This window comes from Luteitalea sp., assembly GCF_022842525.1.
Classification (GTDB): domain Bacteria; phylum Acidobacteriota; class Vicinamibacteria; order Vicinamibacterales; family Vicinamibacteraceae; genus Luteitalea.
This window is the reverse complement of record NZ_JALHPM010000015.1, coordinates 39,910-60,477: the sequence shown is the minus strand read 5'-3', so window position 1 is coordinate 60,477 and position 20,568 is coordinate 39,910. Positions and strand designations below refer to the sequence as shown.

Annotated in this window: 16 protein-coding genes; 10 read left to right on the top strand and 6 right to left on the bottom strand. The window is 70.7% G+C overall.

Annotation, left to right across the window (positions count from 1 at the left end; genetic code table 11):
* Together Q0C41_RS05225 and Q0C41_RS05220 are read right to left on the bottom strand one after the other, a co-directional pair.
* Positions 1–803, bottom strand: an 803-nt coding sequence (locus Q0C41_RS05225) for a lytic transglycosylase domain-containing protein (protein WP_291981584.1), incomplete at its 3' end; no start/stop codon positions are given.
* Positions 804–863: 60 nt separating this feature from the next.
* Positions 864–1,793: an NAD(P)-dependent oxidoreductase gene (locus Q0C41_RS05220; protein WP_367079138.1), complete on the bottom strand. Its 930-nt coding sequence runs from the start codon at positions 1,791–1,793 to the stop codon at positions 864–866.
* Between Q0C41_RS05220 and Q0C41_RS05215 the strand changes: the two genes are divergently transcribed.
* The 9 genes from Q0C41_RS05215 to Q0C41_RS05175 all read left to right on the top strand — a co-directional run bounded on the left by Q0C41_RS05215 (position 1,792) and on the right by Q0C41_RS05175 (position 11,333).
* A complete protein-coding gene (locus tag Q0C41_RS05215; protein ID WP_291981581.1) occupies positions 1,792–3,519 on the top strand; it encodes a DUF4127 family protein in 1,728 nt (575 codons plus the stop codon). The genes Q0C41_RS05220 and Q0C41_RS05215 overlap by 2 nt on opposite strands.
* Complete coding sequence (locus Q0C41_RS05210; protein WP_291981579.1) at positions 3,516–4,781, top strand: hypothetical protein; 1,266 nt, start codon at positions 3,516–3,518, stop codon at positions 4,779–4,781. Before Q0C41_RS05215 ends, Q0C41_RS05210 begins: the two co-directional genes overlap by 4 nt.
* Positions 4,778–6,943, top strand: a complete 2,166-nt coding sequence (locus Q0C41_RS05205) for a hydantoinase/oxoprolinase family protein (protein WP_291981577.1) — start codon at positions 4,778–4,780, stop codon at positions 6,941–6,943. The genes Q0C41_RS05210 and Q0C41_RS05205 overlap by 4 nt, the downstream gene beginning before the upstream one ends.
* 49 nt (positions 6,944–6,992) lie before the next feature.
* Entirely contained in the window at positions 6,993–8,366 is a 1,374-nt protein-coding gene (locus Q0C41_RS05200) for an FAD-dependent oxidoreductase (protein ID WP_291981576.1), read from the top strand.
* Positions 8,363–8,662, top strand: a complete 300-nt coding sequence (locus Q0C41_RS05195; RefSeq protein ID WP_291981574.1) for a hypothetical protein — start codon at positions 8,363–8,365, stop codon at positions 8,660–8,662. Before Q0C41_RS05200 ends, Q0C41_RS05195 begins: the two co-directional genes overlap by 4 nt.
* A gap of 50 nt (positions 8,663–8,712) precedes the next feature.
* Positions 8,713–9,729 carry an N-acetylglucosamine kinase gene (locus Q0C41_RS05190; protein ID WP_291981572.1) on the top strand — a complete coding sequence of 339 codons (1,017 nt, stop codon included), beginning with the start codon at positions 8,713–8,715 and terminating at the stop codon, positions 9,727–9,729.
* Complete coding sequence (locus tag Q0C41_RS05185) at positions 9,726–10,436, top strand: N-acetylmannosamine-6-phosphate 2-epimerase (RefSeq protein WP_291981570.1); 711 nt, start codon at positions 9,726–9,728, stop codon at positions 10,434–10,436. The genes Q0C41_RS05190 and Q0C41_RS05185 overlap by 4 nt, the downstream gene beginning before the upstream one ends.
* Positions 10,437–10,503: 67 nt before the next feature.
* Positions 10,504–11,028 (top strand): RNase A-like domain-containing protein, encoded by a 525-nt coding sequence (locus tag Q0C41_RS05180; RefSeq protein WP_291981568.1) that lies wholly within the window; start codon positions 10,504–10,506, stop codon positions 11,026–11,028.
* On the top strand, positions 11,025–11,333 hold the full coding sequence (locus Q0C41_RS05175; protein ID WP_291981566.1) for a contact-dependent growth inhibition system immunity protein: 309 nt from the start codon (positions 11,025–11,027) through the stop codon (positions 11,331–11,333). Before Q0C41_RS05180 ends, Q0C41_RS05175 begins: the two co-directional genes overlap by 4 nt.
* A 10-nt stretch (positions 11,334–11,343) precedes the next feature.
* Here Q0C41_RS05175 and Q0C41_RS05170 read toward each other — a convergent pair whose 3' ends face one another.
* From Q0C41_RS05170 to Q0C41_RS05155, 4 genes are read right to left on the bottom strand one after another with little or no spacing between them, the layout of a single operon-like run.
* Entirely contained in the window at positions 11,344–12,855 is a 1,512-nt protein-coding gene (locus tag Q0C41_RS05170) for a sulfatase (RefSeq protein ID WP_291981565.1), read from the bottom strand.
* The gene (locus tag Q0C41_RS05165) at positions 12,852–13,955 is read right to left on the bottom strand and encodes a TIM barrel protein (RefSeq protein ID WP_291981563.1); all 1,104 of its coding nucleotides are present in this window, start codon (positions 13,953–13,955) and stop codon (positions 12,852–12,854) included. The genes Q0C41_RS05170 and Q0C41_RS05165 overlap by 4 nt, the downstream gene beginning before the upstream one ends.
* 9 nt (positions 13,956–13,964) lie before the next feature.
* Positions 13,965–14,924 carry a VWA domain-containing protein gene (locus tag Q0C41_RS05160; protein WP_291981561.1) on the bottom strand — a complete coding sequence of 320 codons (960 nt, stop codon included), beginning with the start codon at positions 14,922–14,924 and terminating at the stop codon, positions 13,965–13,967.
* A complete protein-coding gene (locus Q0C41_RS05155; protein ID WP_291981558.1) occupies positions 14,921–16,066 on the bottom strand; it encodes a tetratricopeptide repeat protein in 1,146 nt (381 codons plus the stop codon). Before Q0C41_RS05155 ends, Q0C41_RS05160 begins: the two co-directional genes overlap by 4 nt.
* A 125-nt stretch (positions 16,067–16,191) precedes the next feature.
* Between Q0C41_RS05155 and Q0C41_RS05150 the strand changes: the two genes are divergently transcribed.
* Positions 16,192–20,430 carry an NAD-glutamate dehydrogenase domain-containing protein gene (locus Q0C41_RS05150; RefSeq protein ID WP_291981556.1) on the top strand — a complete coding sequence of 1,413 codons (4,239 nt, stop codon included), beginning with the start codon at positions 16,192–16,194 and terminating at the stop codon, positions 20,428–20,430.
* Positions 20,431–20,568: the final 138 nt, after the last annotated feature.

Here is a 20,568-nt window from a genome sequence, read left to right as displayed (position 1 = left end):
CGCAGGGGCACCGCCTGCGCGAGGGCCGCCGCATCGCGCGGCACCGTCACGGGGCGTCCCCACGTCTGGCCTGCCATCCAGCCATTGGTCACGAGGTAGTTGCCGATCGAGCCGAACACGTCGGCCTGCGACGTCCAGATGTCGCGGCGACCATCGCCATCGAAATCCACCGCGAAGCGGAGATAGCTCGACGGCATGAACTGCGGCTGGCCCATTGCGCCCGCCCACGACCCCTTCAGCTTCGGCAGGTCGATGTGGCCGGCGTCGAGAATCGCCAGGGCATCGAACAGTTGCCCGCGGAACAGGGCGCTGCGCCGGTCGTCGTACGCCAGTGTGGCCAGCGTCGGCAGGAGGGGGCGGACGCCGCTGAAGCGCCCGAAGCTGGACTCGAGCCCCCACACCGCGACGAGCACGTGTGGCGGCACCTTGTACTGCGCAGCGACCTTGTCGAGGATGGCCTCGTGCCTGGTCCGCATCTGCCGGCCCAGACGAATCGTCGGCACCCCGACGCGACGCGCGATGTACTGATCGAGGGTCTCCTTGAACTCGGCCTGCGTCCGGTCGCGCTGGAGAATCTGCTCGACCGGGGTGATGTCGCGCAGCGCCGCCTCGATCGTCGCGGCCGAGATGCCCTTCGCCAGCGCCTCCTCGCGCACGCCCTGCAGCCACTCCGGGAACGGTGGCAGGGGAGGCGTCACGGCGGCCGGCGTCGGCGTGGCGGGCGCGGCGCTCGTCTGTGCAAGAGCGATCGACGAGGCGAACAGCAGCGCCACGATCAGTGCGCCGCGAAACGGAGGAAGCATCGACCCATGATGCCCCGCCTTCGCGTCGAACGCCACGACGACAGGGCGCTGCTCGCGCGGCTACTTGCCGTCGAGCAACGCGATGAGGCTCGACGTGTCCCAGCGCTGGCCGCCGCGGGCCTGAATCTGGGCGTAGAACTGATCGACGAGCGCGGCCACGGGCAGGCGCGCGCCGTTGCGTCGGGCCTCGTCCATCACGATGCCGAGGTCCTTGCGCATCCAGTCCACCGCGAAGCCGAACTCGAACTGGCCATCGACCATGGTCTGCCAGCGGTTCTCCATCTGCCAGGATTGGGCCGCGCCCTTCGACACCACCGACATCACGGCCGGGATGTCGAGATCGGCCTGCCTGGCGAAGTGCAGGGCCTCGGCCAGCCCTTGTACGAGCCCCGCGATGCAGAGCTGGTTGACCATCTTGCACAGTTGACCGGCGCCGCTGTCGCCGATGCGGGCCACCATCTTGCCGTAGGCCTTCAGCACCGGCTCCACCCGGGCGTAGGGCTCCTCGTCGCCCCCGCACATCACGCTCAGCTGCCCCTTCTGGGCCCCGGCCTGTCCGCCCGAGACCGGCGCGTCGATGAAGTGCAGGCCGTGCGCCCGCGCCGCCTCGTGCAGTTCACGCGCCACAGCGGCCGATGCCGTCGTGTGATCGACGAACACCGCATCCCGACGCATGCCGTGGAACGCGCCGTCGGCGCCCACGGTCACCTCCCGCACATCCGCGTCGGCGCCGACGCACGCGCAGACGAGGTCCGCTCCGGCCGCCGCCTCGCGCGGCGTCGCCGCCTGCTGCCCCCCGTACTCGGCCACCCACGCCTCTGCGCGACTGGCCGTGCGGTTGTAGACGACCACGTCGTGGCCCGCCCGCTGGAGATGACCGGCCATGGGCCCGCCCATGACACCAAGACCGAGAAAGGCGATGCGCATGCGGGGGATCGTATCAAGAGCGTCGGTCGGGACCGCGACACTCCACGTACAATCGTGACGAATGTCCCGACGATGGCGGCTCGCGGTGGCGTTGCTGGCGCTGACGGTCATGCTCGGCGCCCCGGCGCTCGCGCAAACGCCGCCAGCGACGGCGCCCACGATGCCGAGTCCACTCCGCATCGCCCTGGTGCCGCTCGACGACCGGCCGGTCTGCCTGCAGTACCCGCAGATGCTGGCGCCGATCGCCTACGCGGAGGTCGTCGCGCCCCCGCTCGAGGACCTCGGTCGCTTCACCACGCCGGGCAACACCGACGCCATCACCCGGTGGATGCGCGCCCAGGACTGGTCGCGCATCGACGCGCTCATCGTCTCCACCGACATGCTCGCCTATGGCGGGCTGGTCGCCTCCCGCGTCCACGGCGTGGACCAGGCGCGGGCCCTCTCCCGTCTGGCCGTGCTCCGCGACCTCAAGCGCGCGCATCCCGCGCTGCCGATCTACGGCTTCAGCACGATCATGCGGCTCGCGCCGACGGCCGATGGTCGCAACGAGGCCTGGCGCGAGAAGCTCGCGCGCTGGGCCGAGATGGCCGACGATGCGCGGCCGGGCGCGGAGCGGCAGGAACTGGCCACCCTCGTTGCCGACATTCCCGCCGCGGCCCTCGCCGACTACCGGCGCGCACGGGCCAGGAACCGCGCCGTCAATCTCGCCGCCGTGCAACTGGTGGCCGACCGGGTCGTCGACTTCCTGGTCGTGTCGCAGGACGACGCGAAGCCGCGTGGGGTGCACCTGGCAGACCGGCAGGCGGTGACGAGCGCCGTGTCGGAGCAGGATCTCGTCGGTCGGGTCGGCGTGCAGCCGGGCGCGGACGAAGTGGCGATGTTGCTGCTCGCACGCGCGGTGCTGCGTGCACGGGACCTGCAGCTGGCCATGCGGGTGACCTACTCGTCCGAAGCCGCCCGGACGATGGTGGCGCCGTTCGAAGACCGTCGACTGCATGAGACGGTCGAGTTCCAGCTCGTCGCGGCGGGCGCGGGCGAGGCCCGCATGGACGACCCAACCGATCTGCACCTGTTCGTGTTTGCATCGCGTCACGACCCCGGACGACCAGCGCCGTTCGCCGCGGACGTCGTGAAGGCTGTGGACGCGGGCCATCGCGTGATCGTGGCCGACGTCGATCCGAAAGGTGATGTGCAGGGCGGATCGACGACGTTCACCGACGCCCTGCTGGCTGCGCAGGTGTTTCCGCGACTGTATGGGTATGCCTCCTGGAATACGGCAGGCAATACGCTCGGAACGGCGATTCCCCAGGGCCTGCTCGCGGCGGCGGGGACCTGGCTCGCGGCGCGCTGTGCCAGCCCGGCCTGGGCATCGATCGCCAACGCCCAGGCGACCTTCATGCTGCACCGAGTGCTGAACGACTATGCCTATCAGGGCGTGCTGCGGCCGCAGGTGAATGCCGAACTCCGGCAGGCGAACCGTACCCCGCTGTGGCTGGCGGACAACGCCTCCGAGGTGGCCTCGCGCATCCAGCAGGCGCTGGCGCCGACGCTCGCGGGATACGCCGCGCCCTTCACCGCCGGACCGTACGTCCTGCGCGCGTCTCGCGCGCCGGCGGTCTCCGTGCAGCTCGGCGCGCCGCGCGACCTGCGCGTGACGCTCCCCTGGGCGCGCACGTTCGAGGCGGCCATCACGTTCGACGTCCCGGTGCATCTTCCGGTGACGGCCGGCTCGGAGAGCCGGCCCTACCCACCCGCCCCGGTACCTGCCTGCGCCCCGACACCGCCGTGACCGCTGTACTGCTGCTTGGCGTGTTCGCGCTGTTCGCGACGCTGATGTTCCTGCGTCGACTGCCGGCCCTGCTCGCGTTGCCGGCCATGGCCGCCGCCATCGCCATCGTCGTCGGCGATCCGCTGGCGCACTGGCTGACGGTGGTGATGGCCGACGGCGCGGTGCGCCTGGCGCCGGCGTACGTCGCCGTGGCCGCGGGCGCGATGCTCGGGCGCGTGATGATGTCCACCGGCATCGCGGAGGACGTGATCCGTCGCGCCGCCGAGTTCGGCGGCGACCGGCCGATGGTCGTGGCGGGCGCCCTGATGGCGGTCACGGCCGTGCTGTTCACGTCGCTGACGGGCCTTGGCGCCATCATCATGGTCGGCTCGCTGGTGCTGCCGATCATGATGAGTCTCGGCGTGCCGCGTCGCCTCACCGCCATCCTCTTCCTGCTGGCGTTCGCCACCGGCTTCATCTTCAACATCGCGCTCTGGCGGCTCTACCGGGAGCTGCTCCAGCTGTCGCCTGGCGCCCCGTTGCCGCGCGAGATCGTGACGTTCGCGGTCGGACTGGCGGTGATCATGACCACGGTGGTCGCCGGCTATGCGACATGGGCGGCCCGGCGTGCCCCGGAACTGCGCCTGTGGTCCGCGCCGGCGCGACCCTCGCGCAAGCCGGGGGTGCCATGGCCCGCGTGGCTGACGCCCTTCGTGCCGCTCGTGCTCTACGTCGGCTTCGGATGGCGCGAGGTGCCCGCGTTCCTCGCCGGCGCGCTCTACGGCATCCTCCTGACGCGTCCCCGCGCGATCGTCCAGACGCTGCTGTCGTCGATGATTCGCGGCGTCGAGGACGCCGCACCGGCCGCCATCCTGCTGGTCGGCATCGGCATGCTGCTCAACGCGCTGATGCTGCCGGAGGTCCGTGTCGCCCTCGCACCGCTGGTGGCGCAACTCCCGGTGCAGTCGCCGATCAGCTACGTGGTGTTCTTCACGGTGCTGTCGCCCCTCGCCCTGTATCGCGGTCCGTTGAACCCATATGGCGTCGGCGTCGGCGTCTACAGCCTCATGCTGGCCACGGGTGTGTTGCCGGCGCTGGCGCTGCTGGCCGCGATCATGTCGATCGTGCAGGTCCAGAACGTGTGCGATCCGACCAACACGCACAACGTCTGGGTGGCGACGTACACCGGCGTGCGGGTCGAGGACATCACCATCGCGACGCTGCCCGCCATGATGGTCGTGTGCCTCGGCGGACTGCTGGTCGGAGCCTGGCTGTTCCTGTGAGCGCCGCCACCCGCCTCCGCATCGGTGTCGACGTCGGCGGCACGTTCACCGACGTGGTGGCCGTCGACGCCGACTCGTTCGCCATCGTCGCCCAGCTCAAGGTGCCGACCACCCACCACGCCGCCGAGGGGGTGGCCCGCGGCATCATCGACGGCCTGCGCCAACTGCTCGGGCAGCTCGACGCGGCGCCAGACGATGTCGTGTTCATCGCCCACTCCACCACGCAGGCCACCAATGCGCTGCTCGAGGGTGATGTGTCGCGGGTCGGCGTGATCGGTGCCGGCCGGCGCGGCGAACGCTGGAAGGCCCGGATCGACACCCGCGTGCCGCCAGTGCCGCTCGCGCCGGGCAAGGCGCTGCAGCCACTGCACGTCTTCGTCGCGATCGACGACCCGGTCGGCGCGGCTGCGGCCGCGGCGCGTGCCATCGAGACGTTGCGGACCGCCGGCACCGAGGTGATCGTCGTCAGCGAGGCCTTCGCCGTCGATGACCCCTCCGTCGAAGAGGCCATCGTCGAGGCCGCCAGAGCCGCCGGCCTGTGGGCGACGAGCGGGCACGAGGTGAGTGCGCTGTACGGCTTGCGTACCCGCACCCGCACGGCCGTCCTCAACGGCGCGATTCTGCCGAAGATGGTCGGCACGGCGACGATGACGGCGCAGGCGGTGGCGCAGGCGGGGATTCGGGTGCCGCTGATGATCATGCGATCGGACGGGGGCGTGATGACCGTCGAGGAGGTCGCGCGGCGTCCGATCCAGACGATGCTCTCGGGCCCGGCGGCGGGCATCGCCGGCGCGCTGATGCACGAGCAGGTCTCCGATGGCATCTTCATCGAGGTCGGCGGCACGAGCGCGGACATCTCGGTGATCCGCGACGGTCACCCCCAGATGCGCCCGGCACGCGTCGGTGGCCATCGGACGTTCCTCAATACCCTCGACGTCCGCACGCTCGCCATCGCCGGCGGCAGCATGGTGCGTGTGCAGGGCAGCCGCCTGGTGGACGTCGGCCCGCGATCGGCCCACATCGCCGGCGTCGGCTACGCCTGCTTCGCGCCGCCTGGGGCGTTTGCCGGCCCGGTGCAGGTCGTGTCCGTGCAGCCGATGTCCGGCGACCCGGCCGACTACGTCGTGCTCGAGAGCGAGGCGGGTCGCTTCGCGCTGACGCCGACCTGTGCCGCCAATGCCGTCGGTCTCGTGCCGGAGACCGCGTTCGCCAGGGCGGATCGCGAGACGGCGCGCGCGGGCTTCGCGGTGCTCGGGCGTGCGATTGGCCAGGACGGCGACGCGCTCGCGCAGGCGGTGCTCGATGCCGCGTGCGCGAAGGTGGTCACGCAGGTGCGTGCCCTCGTCGAGGAGTATCGATTGCCACCGGCCAGCGTGGACCTGATTGGCGGCGGTGGCGGCGCGGCGGCGCTCGTGCCGCGGAGCGGCGCCCTGATGGGCGTGCCGTGGCGACTGGCGCGGCAGGCCGAGGTGATCTCGCCGGTCGGTGTGGCCCTCGCCATGGTGCGCGACACCATCGAACGCAACATCGTCGATCCCACACCCGCCGACGTGTTGCGCGTGCGTCAGGAGGCGCTGGAGGCGGCCGTCCGCAATGGCGCCCTGGCCGAGACGGTCGAGGTGCAGGTCGAGGTGGATGCCCGGCGCAACCTGGTACGCGCCGTCGCCGTGGGGTCGGCGGAACTGCGTCGGGGGGCGGCTGCGGAACGCGCGGTGGACGACGAGGCGCGCCGCATCGCTGCGGCGCGATCGATGCAGCGGTCGCCGGAGGACGTCACGTGCGTGGCGCGCACCACGGGCCTCGACATCTTCACGAGTGACGCCAGGCCCGGCGTCTGGTGGCAGCCCTGGCGACGGGAGGCCTCCCAGCTCAGGGTGCTCGACCGCGGCGGCGTCGTGCGCCTGCAACGGCAGGGCGCCGTCGTGTCGACGACGACCGTCGCGGCGCTGGACGCCGAGCTCCGCGCGCTGGTGACGCGTCTGGCCGACTTCGGGGACGCGGGCCGGAGCATCCCAGACGTGTACGTGCTCGTTGGGGCACGCCTCGTCAACCTGTCGGGGCTCGCCGACGAGGGCCAGATGCTCGGGCTCGCCGGCGTCGAGGTGCGGGCGCAGGCGCCGGACCAGCCGGTGGTGATCGTCGCCACGGCGCGGCAGACCTGACGTCGACATTTTCATCATCGCGCCGCGCGTTTCGTTGCAGAGTACTGATGTGACCGAGTTCGACGTCCTGGTCGTGGGTGGAGGCAATGCCGGCTGTACCGCGGCGATCGCGGCGGCGCGGCTCGGTGCGCGTGTCTGCCTGGTCGAACGCTACGGCTTCCTCGGCGGCACCGCGACCGCGGCGATGGTCGGTCCGTGGATGACCTATCACGCCGGGACCGCCGACGAGGCCGGACGCGTCACGGGAGCCATCGCCCAGGAATACGTCGAGCGCCTGATCGGGATGGACGGCTCGCCGGGACACCTGCCCGACGCCTCCGACTACGTGCCGACCATCACGCCGTTCGATCCCGAGATCCACAAGTGGCTGCTGATGGCGATGTGCGAGGAGGCTGGCGTGCAGTTGCTGCTGCATGCCACCTTCCTCGACGCGATCCTCGATGGCGCCCGCATCGCCGGTGTGCGGGTGCAGACGGTGTCGGGGCCGCGCGACCTGCGGGCACGCCGCACCATCGACTGCACCGCCGACGCACTCGTGTCCCATGCCGCGGGTGTCCCCTGCGAGCAGGGGAGCGCCGACGGACTGGTGCAGCCGATGACGATGATGTTCAGGCTGAGCCACGTCGATCTGGCAGCGACGGCCGCGTGGTTGCGCGACCATCCGGATCAGGTGCGGACCAGCCTGCGGCCCGAGCAGTTCTCGGCCGACACGCTCACCGCGATTGCCGGTCTCTGGGACCTGTGGCAGGCGGCACGCGACGCCGGGGAGGTCGACATCCCGCGCGAAGTGGTCAGCCTGTTCCGTGGTGCGCACCTCGACGAGGTCACGGTGAACATGACGCGTGTGACCGGCCTCAATCCGCTGGACGCCGACGATCTCACGCGCGCCGAGGTCGAGACCCGGCGCCAGACGATGGCGCTGCTGCGGTTCTTCAGGACGCGCGTGCCGGGTTTCGGGCGATGTCGACTGGCGGCCACGCCGGCGCAGGTCGGCGTCCGCGAGAGCCGTCGCATCGTCGGCGAGTACCAGTTGACGGGCGACGACCTGCTGCACGCGCGGACCTTCCCGGATGGGGTCGCGAGGAGTGCCTATCCGATCGACATCCACAATCCGAAGGGCGCCGGCACCACGACCGTGCGACTGCCTGCGGGCCGCACCTACGAGATTCCCTACCGCTGCCTCGTGCCGCTGCAGGTCGACGACCTGCTCGTGGCCGGGCGGTGCATCTCCGTGACGCACGAGGCGCTGGCCTCCACGCGTCTCACGCCGACCATCATGACGCTCGGGCAGGCCGCCGCGACGGCGGCCGTGCAGAGCCTGCACGCCGGCGTCGCGCCGCGCGTGATCGACACCGATGCGCTGCGCGCGTCGCTCGTGGCGCAGGGCGTGGACCTGCGTCGCGCGGAGTCCATGCCTTCGTGAACGACATCGCCATCCAGGAAGGGCGCTGGGCGCCCGTCTCTGCCGGAGAGTACGACCGCCGCACGCGCACGGTCTCGGTGAATCTGACCGTGGTCGAGGAGGTGGCCGCCCGGTTCGGTCACCACGCGGCGGTCGTGATCGCCGCCATCGTCGCGCACGAGCGGGTGCACGTGCTCTCGACCCCCGAGGCCCTGCCGCACGACGAGGAACTGCGAGCCCGGGCCGCGGCGACCGCGGCCTCCAGCGCGGACGTCGTCGCCCACATCGACGAGGTCCTCGCGGGAGCCTGGACGTGAGCGGCGGCCATGGGCCTTCGGCCGTCGGCCTTCGAGAGGACCCCGCCCGGTTGCCGGTTCCCGACTCCCGATTCCCGGTTCCCGGTTCCCGGTTCCCGAGGCTGTTCCTGGGTATCGACGGCGGGCAGACCGGGACGCAAGCGGTGCTGGCCGATGCCACCGGACGCGTGCTCGGGCGCGGCGCCGGCGGCCCCTCCAACCACGTGGAGATGCCGGGCGGTCGCGAGCGCCTGCGTCAGGCGATCCTCGACAGCGCGGGCGCCGCGCTGGTCGAGGCCGGTCTCGGCGGTCTCGAGCGCGTCAGCTTCGACGCGGTTTACTGCGCGATGACCGGCGAAGCCGACTTCAAGACCGAGATCATCACGCCGATGTTCACGGCAGGGGTCGTGCAGGTCGAGCACGATGCACCGGCCGCCCTCGCGGGCGCGACGCTCGGCGCCCCCGGGATCATCGTCGTCGCTGGTACCGGGTCGGTCGTGTTCGGCGAGAACGCGTCCGGTCAGACGGCACGGACGGGTGGGTGGGGCTATGTCTTCGGCGACGAAGGCAGCGGCTTCGGCCTGGCGCGTGACGCCGTCCGCGCCGCCCTGGATGCCCTCGATGGCGTCGGTCCCGACACCAGGCTCGTGCCGGTGCTGACCGGGACCTTCGGCGTGACCGACCTGCGCCTGCTGCCGATGGTGATGTACAACGGCCACATCAGCCGCGATGGCGTGGCCGCCGCGGCCCGTCAGGTGCTCGACACGTGGCAGGCCGGTGACGCCGTGGCCACGCGCGTGGTGATGGAGGGACTCGACGCGCTGGCCAGCCGCGTGCAGTCGGTGGCCGCTCGCGTCTGTCTCGACGCACCGCTCGTCTGCCTCTCCGGCGGGGTGTTTCGCTCGGCGCCGTACGCCGCCGCGTTCGCGGCCGCGGTGCAACGCCGCGTGCCTGCCGCGCACGTCGAGCCTGCCCGTCTCAGTCCGGCCGCCGGCGCGGTCTTGCTGGCGCTGCGTGCGGGCGGCATTCCGGTGACCGACACCGTGCGCGAGACATTGCGCGCGTCCGCGCTCGAGGAGCGTCCGTGATCCACTCGCAGCAACTGCTGGCCCACCTCCGCAACCGTCTGATCGTGTCGTGTCAGGCGCCGGCCGAGTCGCCCCTGCACGATCCCTATGTCATCGCGCGGCTGGCGCGCGCCGCCGAGTTGCAGGGCGCCGGCGGCGTGCGCATCGACTCGCCTGCCCACGTCGCCGCGACGCGTGCGCTCGTGGGGGTGCCCATCATCGGCCTCCACAAGCAGACGCACGACGGTTCGGCGGTGTACATCACGCCGACGTGCGGCGCTGCGGCCGGGGTCGTCGAGGCGGGCGCCGACATCGTCGCGGTCGACGCCACCGCGCGGCACCGCCCGCACGGAGAGCGACTGGTCGACATCATCGGCGTCATCAAGGCGCACGGGCGGCTGGTCATGGCCGATGTCGCCACCGAGACGCAGGGCCTCGCCGCCGCCGATCTCGGCGTCGACCTGATCGCGACGACGCTGTCGGGCTACACCGAGGACAGCCTGCGGCACCCCGGACCGGACCTCGTGCTGGTCGAGCGGCTCGCCACGGCCACTCGCCTGCCGGTGGTGGCGGAGGGCCGCATCCGATCGGCGAGCGACGTCAGAGCCGCCTTCCGGGCCGGCGCCTATGCCGTCGTCGTCGGCGGTGCCATCACCGGCATCGACGCGCTCGTGCGTCACTTCGTCGAGGCGACGCCGGCGGGCCTGGCGGAGACGACCGATGCGTGAGCATGCCGAAGGCCCAAGGCCGAGTGCCGGACGGCGCTGGCTGAGAAACACAGTCGCTCGAGGTGTGGTGCTGGCGCTGTGGGCGCTGGCTGGATGCGCGTCGCCCTCGGCCCCTCCGCCGTCACAGGCCACGCCGCCGATCGTCAGTGCGCCGGCCCCGGAGGCGGCCGTCCCGCGCGCGGCGCCACCGGCAGCGGCGATCGACGAGTGGGACGTCGATCTCGAACGCGACGAACGCCGGGGCGGTCACACGATCGCCAGGCATGTCGGACGCACCGAGGCGCAGCTCCAGGCGCGGTTGCGCCGCGAGTCCATCTCGGCGGCGTCCACCTATCCCGATCTCGAGACGGCCGAACGGGTCGTCGCAGCGACCCTGACCGCCAATCGTCAGCGTGTACAGACGTGGGTGAAACGATCCGCTCCCAAGCCCAACCTCGCCGTGCGTCACCGCGCGCGCGACGACCTGCCGACGGGGCGGTTGCTGCGTCGTGGCGATGATGCGTCCGACGAGGTCTTCGGCGCGGTCGTCGTCCTCCGCTGGCGAGATGAGGCGTGGTACGTGCTGACGTCGTATCCGGAGAACGTGCGATGAATCTCAAGGGGCCGTTGGACTGGCCACACCTCGAATCGCTGTGTGGCGGCTACCTGCATCAGGACTTCACGGCCGAGCACGGATCGGCGGTGCAGGCCGCGCGGGCCTGGCTGGCCGACGGAAGCGCCGTCGACGCGCGGGAGCTCTCCTCGGAGTGGCGGACGTTCCTCAACGTCACGCACGGCATGGGTGCTGACGCGCGGGCGCTGGCCCTGCGCGAGGTGGCCGGTGGGGCCTGGGCGCCGACCAGCGAGGCCGAGTTCGAGGCGGTCTCGGCGTTGCTCATCGACGCCGGGCACACCTGACATCCGGCCGCTACGGAGTCTGGGGTCGCTTCGGCGGCGCCGTCAGGGCAGGCGGGAATGACGCCGCGCCCGACCCTGCCGGGTTGCGCAGGCGCATCTGGCCACCGCGAAGCGGGTAGAGCGGAATCTTGAGGCCGCCGGTCTTGTCGAGGGTGTCGAACAGCGCCGCCCGCATCGTCGCGATCGTCGCCGCGTGTGCCGGGTCGTCGATGAGGTTGCGCGCCTCGTGGGGATCGGCCTTCAGGTCGAAGAACATGTCGACGTCCCACACCCCGTGCGTGAACACGTACTTGTACTGCTCGCCGCGCAGGGCGAACTGCGTCGGCGTCTGCGGGAAGCTCCACTCCCAGTAGTACTCGTAGAGCAGCGTGTCGCGCCACGGGGCGGTCGCATCGCGCAGCACCGGCAGCATGCTCATGCCCTGCATGTGCGCCGGCGGCCTCGCCCCGGCGAGGTCCAGCAGGGTCGGCGCGATGTCGATGTTGGCGACCACGCGGTCGATCTGCTGCCCCGGCGTCACCAGTCCCGGTGCGTACACGAGCATCGGCACCCGCATCGACCAGTCGAAGGCCGTGCGCTTGTCGATCAGGCCGTGCTCGCCGAAGGCGAAGCCGTTGTCGCCCATGTAGATGATCAGGGTGTTGTCGAGCTGCCCGGCCTGACGGAGCCAGTCGACGACGCGGCCGACGCTGTCGTCGACGGCGCGCAGCGTCTCCATGTATTGCCGGTAGTACTCCGCGACGTCGAGGGTCGAGTGGTAGGGATACTCGACGCCGTGCCAGCTGTTGCGCTGGTTGCGCACCCAGGTGGGGAAGCGTCCGGCGTCCGCCGCAGCGATCGGCATCGTCACCGGCGATGGCACCGCAACGCCGGCGAGCGACCCCTTGTGTCGGTCGGCGGGCGAGAAGTTCGCGTGGACGCCCTTGTGCGACAGATAGAGGAAGAACGGCTTGTCGCGCGACGCCTTGCCCAGCCAGGTGATGGCGTAGTCGGTGAGCTCGTCGGTGATGTAGCCCTTCTGCGGCACGCGCTGGCCATCGACGTTGAGCATCGTCGCGCCGGCGCGCGGCACGTACTCGCCCTGGCCGCGGAAGCTGACCCAGTGATCGAAGCCGGGCTGCGGCGCGTCGTTGGCGTCACCGATGTGCCACTTGCCGATGAGGGCGGTCTGGTAACCGGCGGTCTGCAGCAGTTGGCCGACGTTGGGCAGCCCCGGCGGGATCGGCGTGAAGTTGTCGACGACGCCGTGGGTGTGCGCGTAGGTGCCCGTGAGGATCGACGCGCGCGACGGCGAGCACAGGGCCGTGGTCACGAACGCGTTGCGCATGTGGGCGCCGCCCCGGGCGAGCGCGTCCATGTTGGGCGTTCGGGCGAGGGGGTGGCCCATCACGCCGAGGGCATCGTGGCGATGGTCGTCGGTCAGGATGAAGACGATGTTGCGTGGCCGTGGCGCCTGGGCCGTCGCGGCCGGGACCCCCGCGGCCAGGAGCAGCAGGAGGCACAGCGCCAGCGTGCGCCTCATGCCGGCCCCACTTTGGTGGTGCGCAGGCCGAGACCCAGCGTCTGCTTGCAGTACGCCAGGCTGCGTTCGATCTCGCGGCGCTGTTCGGCCGGGTCGTTGGGCTTGGTCGTGGTCGGCGCCATCGGCGCCTTTCGACGCATCACCCGGATGAAGCGCGCGAGGCTCTGGCCTTCGAGGCGGGGCCACGCGTTCCAGAAGGCGTCTTCGAGGAAGGGCAGGTCGCGCCCGACTCCCGAGATCGTCTCGATGTGGATCGGCACGCCCGGGCACAGCTCGGCGAATCGCGGCATGAAGCGCACGAAGTCGACCTGGCCGTCGCCCATGGCCGTCCACTTCACGCGGCATCCGGTGGGGATCTCGGTCACCACGCCATCACGCAGGCTGGTGGTGACGATGTAGGGCGCCAGGATCTCGAGGGCGTCCACCGGGTTCTCGAGGGTCCAGAGCGAGTTGCCGGAGTCGTAGTTGACGCCGACGAAGTCGCGTCCAGACATCTCGACCAGCGCGGCGAGTTCGTCGGCACGCATGTCGCCGGCGTGATTCTCGACCGCGATCTTGACGTTGGCGTCGAGGGCCTCGGAGCGTCCACCCTTGAGCACCGACACCAGGCTGTCCATGTGGCGCCCGATGCCGCCAGGCGTCAGCCGGTCCTCCCACGTGCCGAGCACCACCCGGATGACCGGTGAGCCGACGATGCGCGCGGTGCGAATCGCCTTCGACAGCTGCTCCTGGGCCGAGCCATTGGCCGGCCGGAACGCCTTGCTCGTCGGGCACACGCTCCAGGTGCCGACGTGGATGGTGACGTTGCGCGCGTCGGCATCCTCGCGCAGCTTGCGCAGGGACGCCTCTTCGAGCGACTCGAAGGCCTCGAGGTCACTGATGAACAGCGAGTCTGCGCCGAGGGTGGTGGCGTACTCCAGCAACCGGGGAGCCTTCCAGTTGCTGGCTCTCACCGAGAAGTTGTCGTAGCCGAGCGCCACGGGGCGCGGCAGCACCACGGACGGCGCCTTGCTGGCGCCGCCCTGACCGCGCAGCGTGGTCGCGGCGAGCACCGCGGCGGACGAGGACAGGAAGGCCCGACGACTGGAAGATGGGGACACGCCCCAAGTCTACTGCGACCGCGCCACGTACCCTTCGCGGGCCACCACCGTCCCGGCTCGTGCACGGAGCCGCACGTCCAGGCGGTGCCAGCCCGGCGCCGCCGGACCGGACGGGGTATACGTGAGCAGATAGCGTTGCCGGTACTGCGACAGGATGCCGCGGAACGTCTCCGACAGGTGGGCGCCCTTGTCCACCCGCAGGAAGTCGCCCCCCGACAGGTCCGCGGCGGCCTGCAACAGGCGCAGGCTGTCGCCCGGCGTTGGTGCGATCCACGTCTGGCGCGTGAAGGGGTCGGCAAACGGCGACGATGTCACCGCGGCAGGCAACCCGGCTCCCACCGGGAAGACCACCACGTTGGTGCGGCGCAACGTGTCGAGCGCCCGAGTCGCCGACGTCCAGCTCGTCGTGTCCTGCCCATCGGTGAAGAGCAGGAACACCGACGGTCGCTGGTCGGCATGCGACAGCGCGCTGCCGAAGACGATGGCGTCGTGCAGCGGGGTGGCCCCGGCGGCCTCGAGCGTCGCCAGCGTCGCGTCCAGGTTGCCATCGGGCGGCGCCGCGCGCCGCAGCAGGCGCAGGCGATCGGAGAACGTGAACAGCGACAGCCGGTCATCGGGCGTCAGCTCGGCGACCAGGGCCCGGACCGCCACTCGCAGCTGCCCGAGCGTGCGGCCATCCACGCTGCCACTGAGGTCGAGACCGATGATGACGTGGGCACTGTCGGTCGTGCCGAGTGAGTCCACCACCTGCTCCACGCCGTTGTCGCGGACGAGGAAGTCGTGCGCCGTCAAGCCGCCGAGCGGCTTGCGATCCTTGTGCGCGAACGCGTCCACCGTGACCACGTCCACGGAGGTGCGGAACAGCGGCACCTGGTCCTGCGCCCGCGGCGTGGCCGTCAGGTGACACAGCGCGCCTGCCGTGGCCAAGAAGATCCCGTACCGCATGCGGAACACCAGGCGCCTCGTCATGGGACCACCGTCTCGCCGAGTGTGGCCAGAATCCGGGTGCGTTCGACGAGTTGCCCCCCGGCATAGATCGTCCAGGCGTCCGCGGGCTGTCGCGCGGCGAGGGCGGCAGGCGTGCCGAACTGGCGCGTGAGATCGAAGGCGCCGCCGGCGTTGCCCCGCCGCAGCGACGCCTGCATCATCGCGACGAGCGCGGTGTGCCGCAGTGCCGGCACGGCGGAGGCCCTCGCGTAGGCGGATGCTGCCCGATCGGGCTGTGATCGTGCTTCGTGGACCTCGCCCATGAACAGGTGCGCGAGACCACAGATGGCGTCGCGACACGCGCCCGGCAGCAGCGGCGTCAGCACGCGCTCCGCCTCGTCGAGGCGGTCGCGCTCGAGGGCCACCCGACCAAGGCGCAGCGTCGCCTCCCGGTCATCCGGCGACACCTCCAGCGCGCGTCGGTACTGCTTGCCGGCATCGTCCATGGCGAGCAGCATCGGCCCGAGGCGCGATGGTGTGGAGAGTCGCCGCATGGACACGGCGACATTCGCCCCTGGTGCCTCGTCGGCCAGCCGGGCCCGGGTCTCGAGGGCCAGCCCCCGCAACAGCGCGAGGGTGGCGACCGCTTCGGGATCGTCGGCGGGCGGATGCACGGCCATGGCCTCACGAGGCACGTCGCGGAAGCGCCCGGACGCGATCAGGTGCTGCACGTGGCCGAGTCGCCACCACGTGCGGAAGCGGCGCACCTGCGCCGCCGCCACCCCGTCGTCCTCGTCGTCGAAGGCGTCGAGCCGGCGCCAGGCCTCGCGCCCGGCATCCTCGAGCGCGGCCTCGTACGCCGGGTTCAGGGTCCGGCCGGTGACGGCCACCAGGACCTCGAGCGGCAGCAGTGCGGATGCCTGCAGGCGGCGGAGCAGTTGCCGGCGCGCGTCGGCGTCACCCGCAGGCGCCGGCGTCCAGGCGGCGAAGGCCCTGCGCGAGGACGCCACCAGTTCGCTGGCGGGACTGGCGAGCAGCAGGCTGGCCGCCTGGTCCCGGCCACCGGACAGGTACCGATCGACGGCCGTGGGCCACACGTCGGGAGCGGCTGTCTGACCGAACCCGACCGCGGGGCTGGCGATGAGCCACAGCACCAGAAAGGCGGCGATTCGCGAGGGAGCCAACCACCGGGCTGTCGCGCGCGTCGCATGGATACAGGCTCGACCATGCGCGCATGTCAGCCCGTCTTGTCTCCCCTCAGGTAGCGCGATAGCATGAGCGATTGTTATAGAGGCCATTAGCAAACGTCATGATCACAGCTGACCCGACCAAGCGAGCCCAGATTCTCGAAGAGGTGCAACGCCTCGCGACCGACACGGCGCCGGAGGGCGATCGTGACCTGTTCCGCGCCTTCGCCGGCGTGGTCCTGGCCGAGATGCCCGACAGCGTGGTGTTCCGCCTCCCCACACCGGCCCTCGTGGCGCGCCTCGGAGAGTACTTCAGGTTCGTGGCGCAGACGATGCCGCCGGAAGTCCAGCTGTATCGGGGGTTGCCGGGTCTCCACGTCGACGTGCGCAATGCCGACGACGCGGAAGACCACGCCATGGCGGGGCATGACGGCGGTCCGCACGAAGTGACCATCGTCGAGACGCACACGCCCGACGCGCCGTTCATCTTCGAGAGCCTCACCAATTTCTTCAAGAACGAGGGCCTGCGGGTCTTCTCCGCGATCCACCCGCGCCTGACGGTGCGCCGGCAGTGGGAGCGGGTGGTGCACGTCGGCCCGCATGGCGAGGAGGGCTCGCAGGAACTCTTCTGCCAGTTCCGCATCGAGCGGATCGACCGCACCGACCGGCTGCGTCGCCTCGAACACCAGATCTTCAGTCTGCTCAAGAGCGTGTTCCTGGCCGTCAGTGACTTCGGCGCGATGAAGGTCGCCGTGACGGCGACGGCAGGGCGTGTGCGTGGGCGGGACGGCGATCCGCGCGCGGCCGACGGCTCACGTCGCCTGCTGCACTGGCTGTGCGACGACAACTTCGTGCTGCTCGGCGTGATGCGGTACGCGCCCGGGGCCGATGGCGCGATGCAGCCACAGGACGACAGCGCGCTCGGGGCGTTCCGCGACCCGTCGTTGCTCGAGACCGTGTTCCCCGGCCTGCCCGCCGACATCACGCGCAATCTCGCGCCGCCGGCCGACGACGACCGCATCATCGACATCGACTACTGCGTCAACGGCCGCGCCATCCATCACCTCGGCCCGCTCGAAGACGTCTTCATCCGCGAGTGGACGGCCGACGGCGCCCTCTCGGGCATGACCCTGGCCATCGGGCGCTTCGCCAAGAGTGCCTTCGCCGCCAAGTCGGCCGACATCCCCGTCCTCGATGACAAGCTGACCTACATCCTCGACGGCCTCGACGTGTCGCAGAACTCGCACGCGTGGCGCGAGGCCCGGGCCGTCTTCAACCACTTTCCGAAGCGCGAGCTGCTGTACGCGAAGCGCGAGGACCTGCGCACGATCGTCGAGCAGATGGTCACGCTGGTCGGCGACGACGAGATCGCGGTGGCGGTGCGGCAGGGGACCGGCTACGCGGCGGTCACGGTGGGCTTCTCCGACGTGCGGTACTCGCCCTCGGCCGAGGCCGCCCTGCGCGGGTCGCTGCAGCAGGCCTTCGGGCCGATCCTCTTCAGCGAATGGGCCGATCTCGGCAACAAGGCGGTCATCGTCTTCTATTTCGACGCGGCGGCACTCGAGAGCCCGATCGACGTCGAGAAGGTGCGCGCGCTGACCCGGCAGGGCGTGACGACGTGGGAGGATCAGGCGGCGCTGGAGCTGGAGAAGGTCTACGGGACCATCGAAGGCCGTCGTCTCTTCAACAAGTACGTGCGGTCGGAGAGTCGCAGCGGCCTGTACCGCGAGTCGACGACGCCGCAGGAAGTGCCGGCGGACCTCGGCCGTCTCGAGGCGCTCGAGGGCCGTCTCGAGATGAACGTGCTGCCGGAATCTGCCGAGCAGGTCACGATCAAGCTGTTCGCGCCCAAGCCGCTCGGGTTGACCGGCACCCTGCGTACTCTGCAGCACCTCGGGTTGCCGGTCGTCGAGGAACTGGCGCTACCGCTGATCCTGCCCGACAACCGCACCGGCTTCCTCGAACGACTCCGCATCCAGGCCGCGCCCCGTGTCATCGCCGCCGTCGTCGCCGCGCCCGAGCGCCTGCTGGACGCCCTGCGGGCGCTGCACGAGCAACGTGCCACCGACGACGCGCTCAATGGCCTGATCACGAGCGAGGGGCTCACGTGGCGACAGGTCGAGGTGCTGCGCACCCTGCGCAACCATCTCGTCCAGGTCCGTCCCAACTACAACGCCGACACGATCACGGGCGTCATGCTGCGCAACAGCGCGGCTGCCGCGGCGCTGCTGCGCCTGTTCGACGCCCGCTTCAACCCGGCCGTCGACGGCGATCGCGACCACGCCGTGGATCAGGCCGACCGGGCCCTGCGGATCGCCCTGCAGCAGGTCGGCAGCCTGCTCGACGACGAGATCCTGCGTGGGGTGGAGAACCTGCTGCTGGCGGTGGTGCGCACCAATGCGTACCAGAAGCCCGAGCGCCCGGTGGTCTCGATGAAGGTGGAGTGCGCGAAGGTGGCGGGGATGGTCTCGCCGCGGCCGCTGTTCGAGATCTACGTCCACTCTCCCCATCTGGAGGGCATCCACCTGCGCGGCGGCAAGGTGGCGCGCGGCGGGTTGCGCTGGAGTGATCGCCACGACGACTTCCGCACCGAAGTCCTCGGTCTGATGAAGACGCAGATGGTCAAGAACTCGATCATCGTCCCGGTCGGGTCCAAGGGCGGTTTCGTCCTGAAGGGGCAGTTGCCGACGCGGCCGGCGCTCGACCAGTACCTGATCGATCGCTACCGCCAGTTCATCTCGGGCCTGCTCGACATCACCGACAACATCATCGGTGGCGCCGTGGTCCACCCGCCCGACGTCGTGCGCTACGACCAGCCGGATCCCTACCTGGTGGTGGCGGCCGACAAGGGCACGGCGCACCTGTCGGACACGGCCAATTCGGTGTCGGCCCAGTACGGGTTCTGGCTCGGTGATGCTTTTGCCTCCGGCGGCAGCAACGGCTACGACCACAAGGTCGAGGGCATCACGGCGCGCGGCGCGTGGGAATGCGTCCTGCACCACTTCCGCAACATGGGGCAGGACATCCAGGTCGAGCCGTTCACGATGATCGGCATCGGCGACATGTCGGGCGACGTGTTCGGCAACGGCGCCCTGCGCAGCCGCGTGACGACGCTGGTCGCGGCCTTCAACCACCAGCACATCTTCATCGACCCGACGCCGGACCTCGAGAAGTCGTTCGCCGAGCGCGAGCGGCTGTTCGCCCTGCCGCGATCGACGTGGCGCGACTACGACACCTCGCTCATCAGCGAGGGTGGCGGTATCTTCGATCGGTCCGCCAAGGCCATTCCGGTGTCACCGCAGGTCCGGGCGCTGATCGGCATCGAGGCCGACGAGGTGACGGGCGAGGAGATGATCCGGCGCCTGCTGACGGCGAAGGTCGACCTGCTCTACAACGGCGGCATCGGCACCTACGTCAAGGCCAGCAGCGAGGACGACTCGGAGGTGGGCGACCGCGCCAACGACCGCGTGCGCGTCGACGCGTGCGACGTCCAGGCGCGGGTCATCGGCGAGGGCGGCAACCTCGGCATGACGCAGAAGGCGCGGCTCGAGTACTGGGAGCGCGGCGGCCTGTGCAACACCGACGCGATCGACAACTCGGGTGGCGTCGACATGTCGGACCACGAGGTCAACATCAAGATCCTGCTCGACATCCTCGTGCGGGAGAAGGTGATTGCCAGCAAGGAGGCCCGCAACGTCGTCCTCGAGCAGATGACCGACAACGTGTCGGAACTGGTGCTCGACGACAACCGTTTCCAGGCGCGGGCCATCACCCTCGACAGCGTGCGCAGCGTGGTCGACTACGACGCCTTCGTCGAGCTCATCGATCAGATGATCACCGACCGCGTCTTCAACCGGCAGGACCAGGCCGTGCCGTCGCGCGACGCGCTGCTGTCCAGTCCGCACCGCCGGCGTGGCCTGCCCCGACCGCTCCTCGCGGTGCTGCTCGGCCAGGCCAAGATGCACGCCTACGACCTCACGCTGGCCTCGTCGTTCCCGGACAGCCCGTCCGGGCTGCCGCTGCTGACCCGGTACTTCCCCGATCTGATGCAGGAGCAGTACGCGGCGCTCTTCACCAAGCATCCGCTCAAGCGCGAGATCATCGCGACGGTCGGCATCAACCACGTGATCAACAACGCCGGCATCGGGCTGCTGCCACGGCTGGCGGCCGAGACGGGCGCGGACTATGGCGCCATCGTCCAGGCGTACATCGAGGCGGACGCGGCGCTCGATGCGACGAGCCGTCGGCAGGCGGTGACGGCTGCGGGGGGAGACGCCGAGGCCGAGCGACGCCAGTGGCTCGCCATCGAGCACGAGCTCGAACAGGCGATCACGGGCACGCTCGCGGCTGCGGCGCGCTAGCCCGACCGGGGGGCTGGTCGTGCGCGCGCGAGGCACGGCTCAGCTCGCGCCTCGCGGGCGCGCGTCTTGCTCGTCCTCGCGTGATGCGTCAATGATGAGTTGCGCAAGTCGCCTGCAGCGCGCGTGGGACAATGGCTC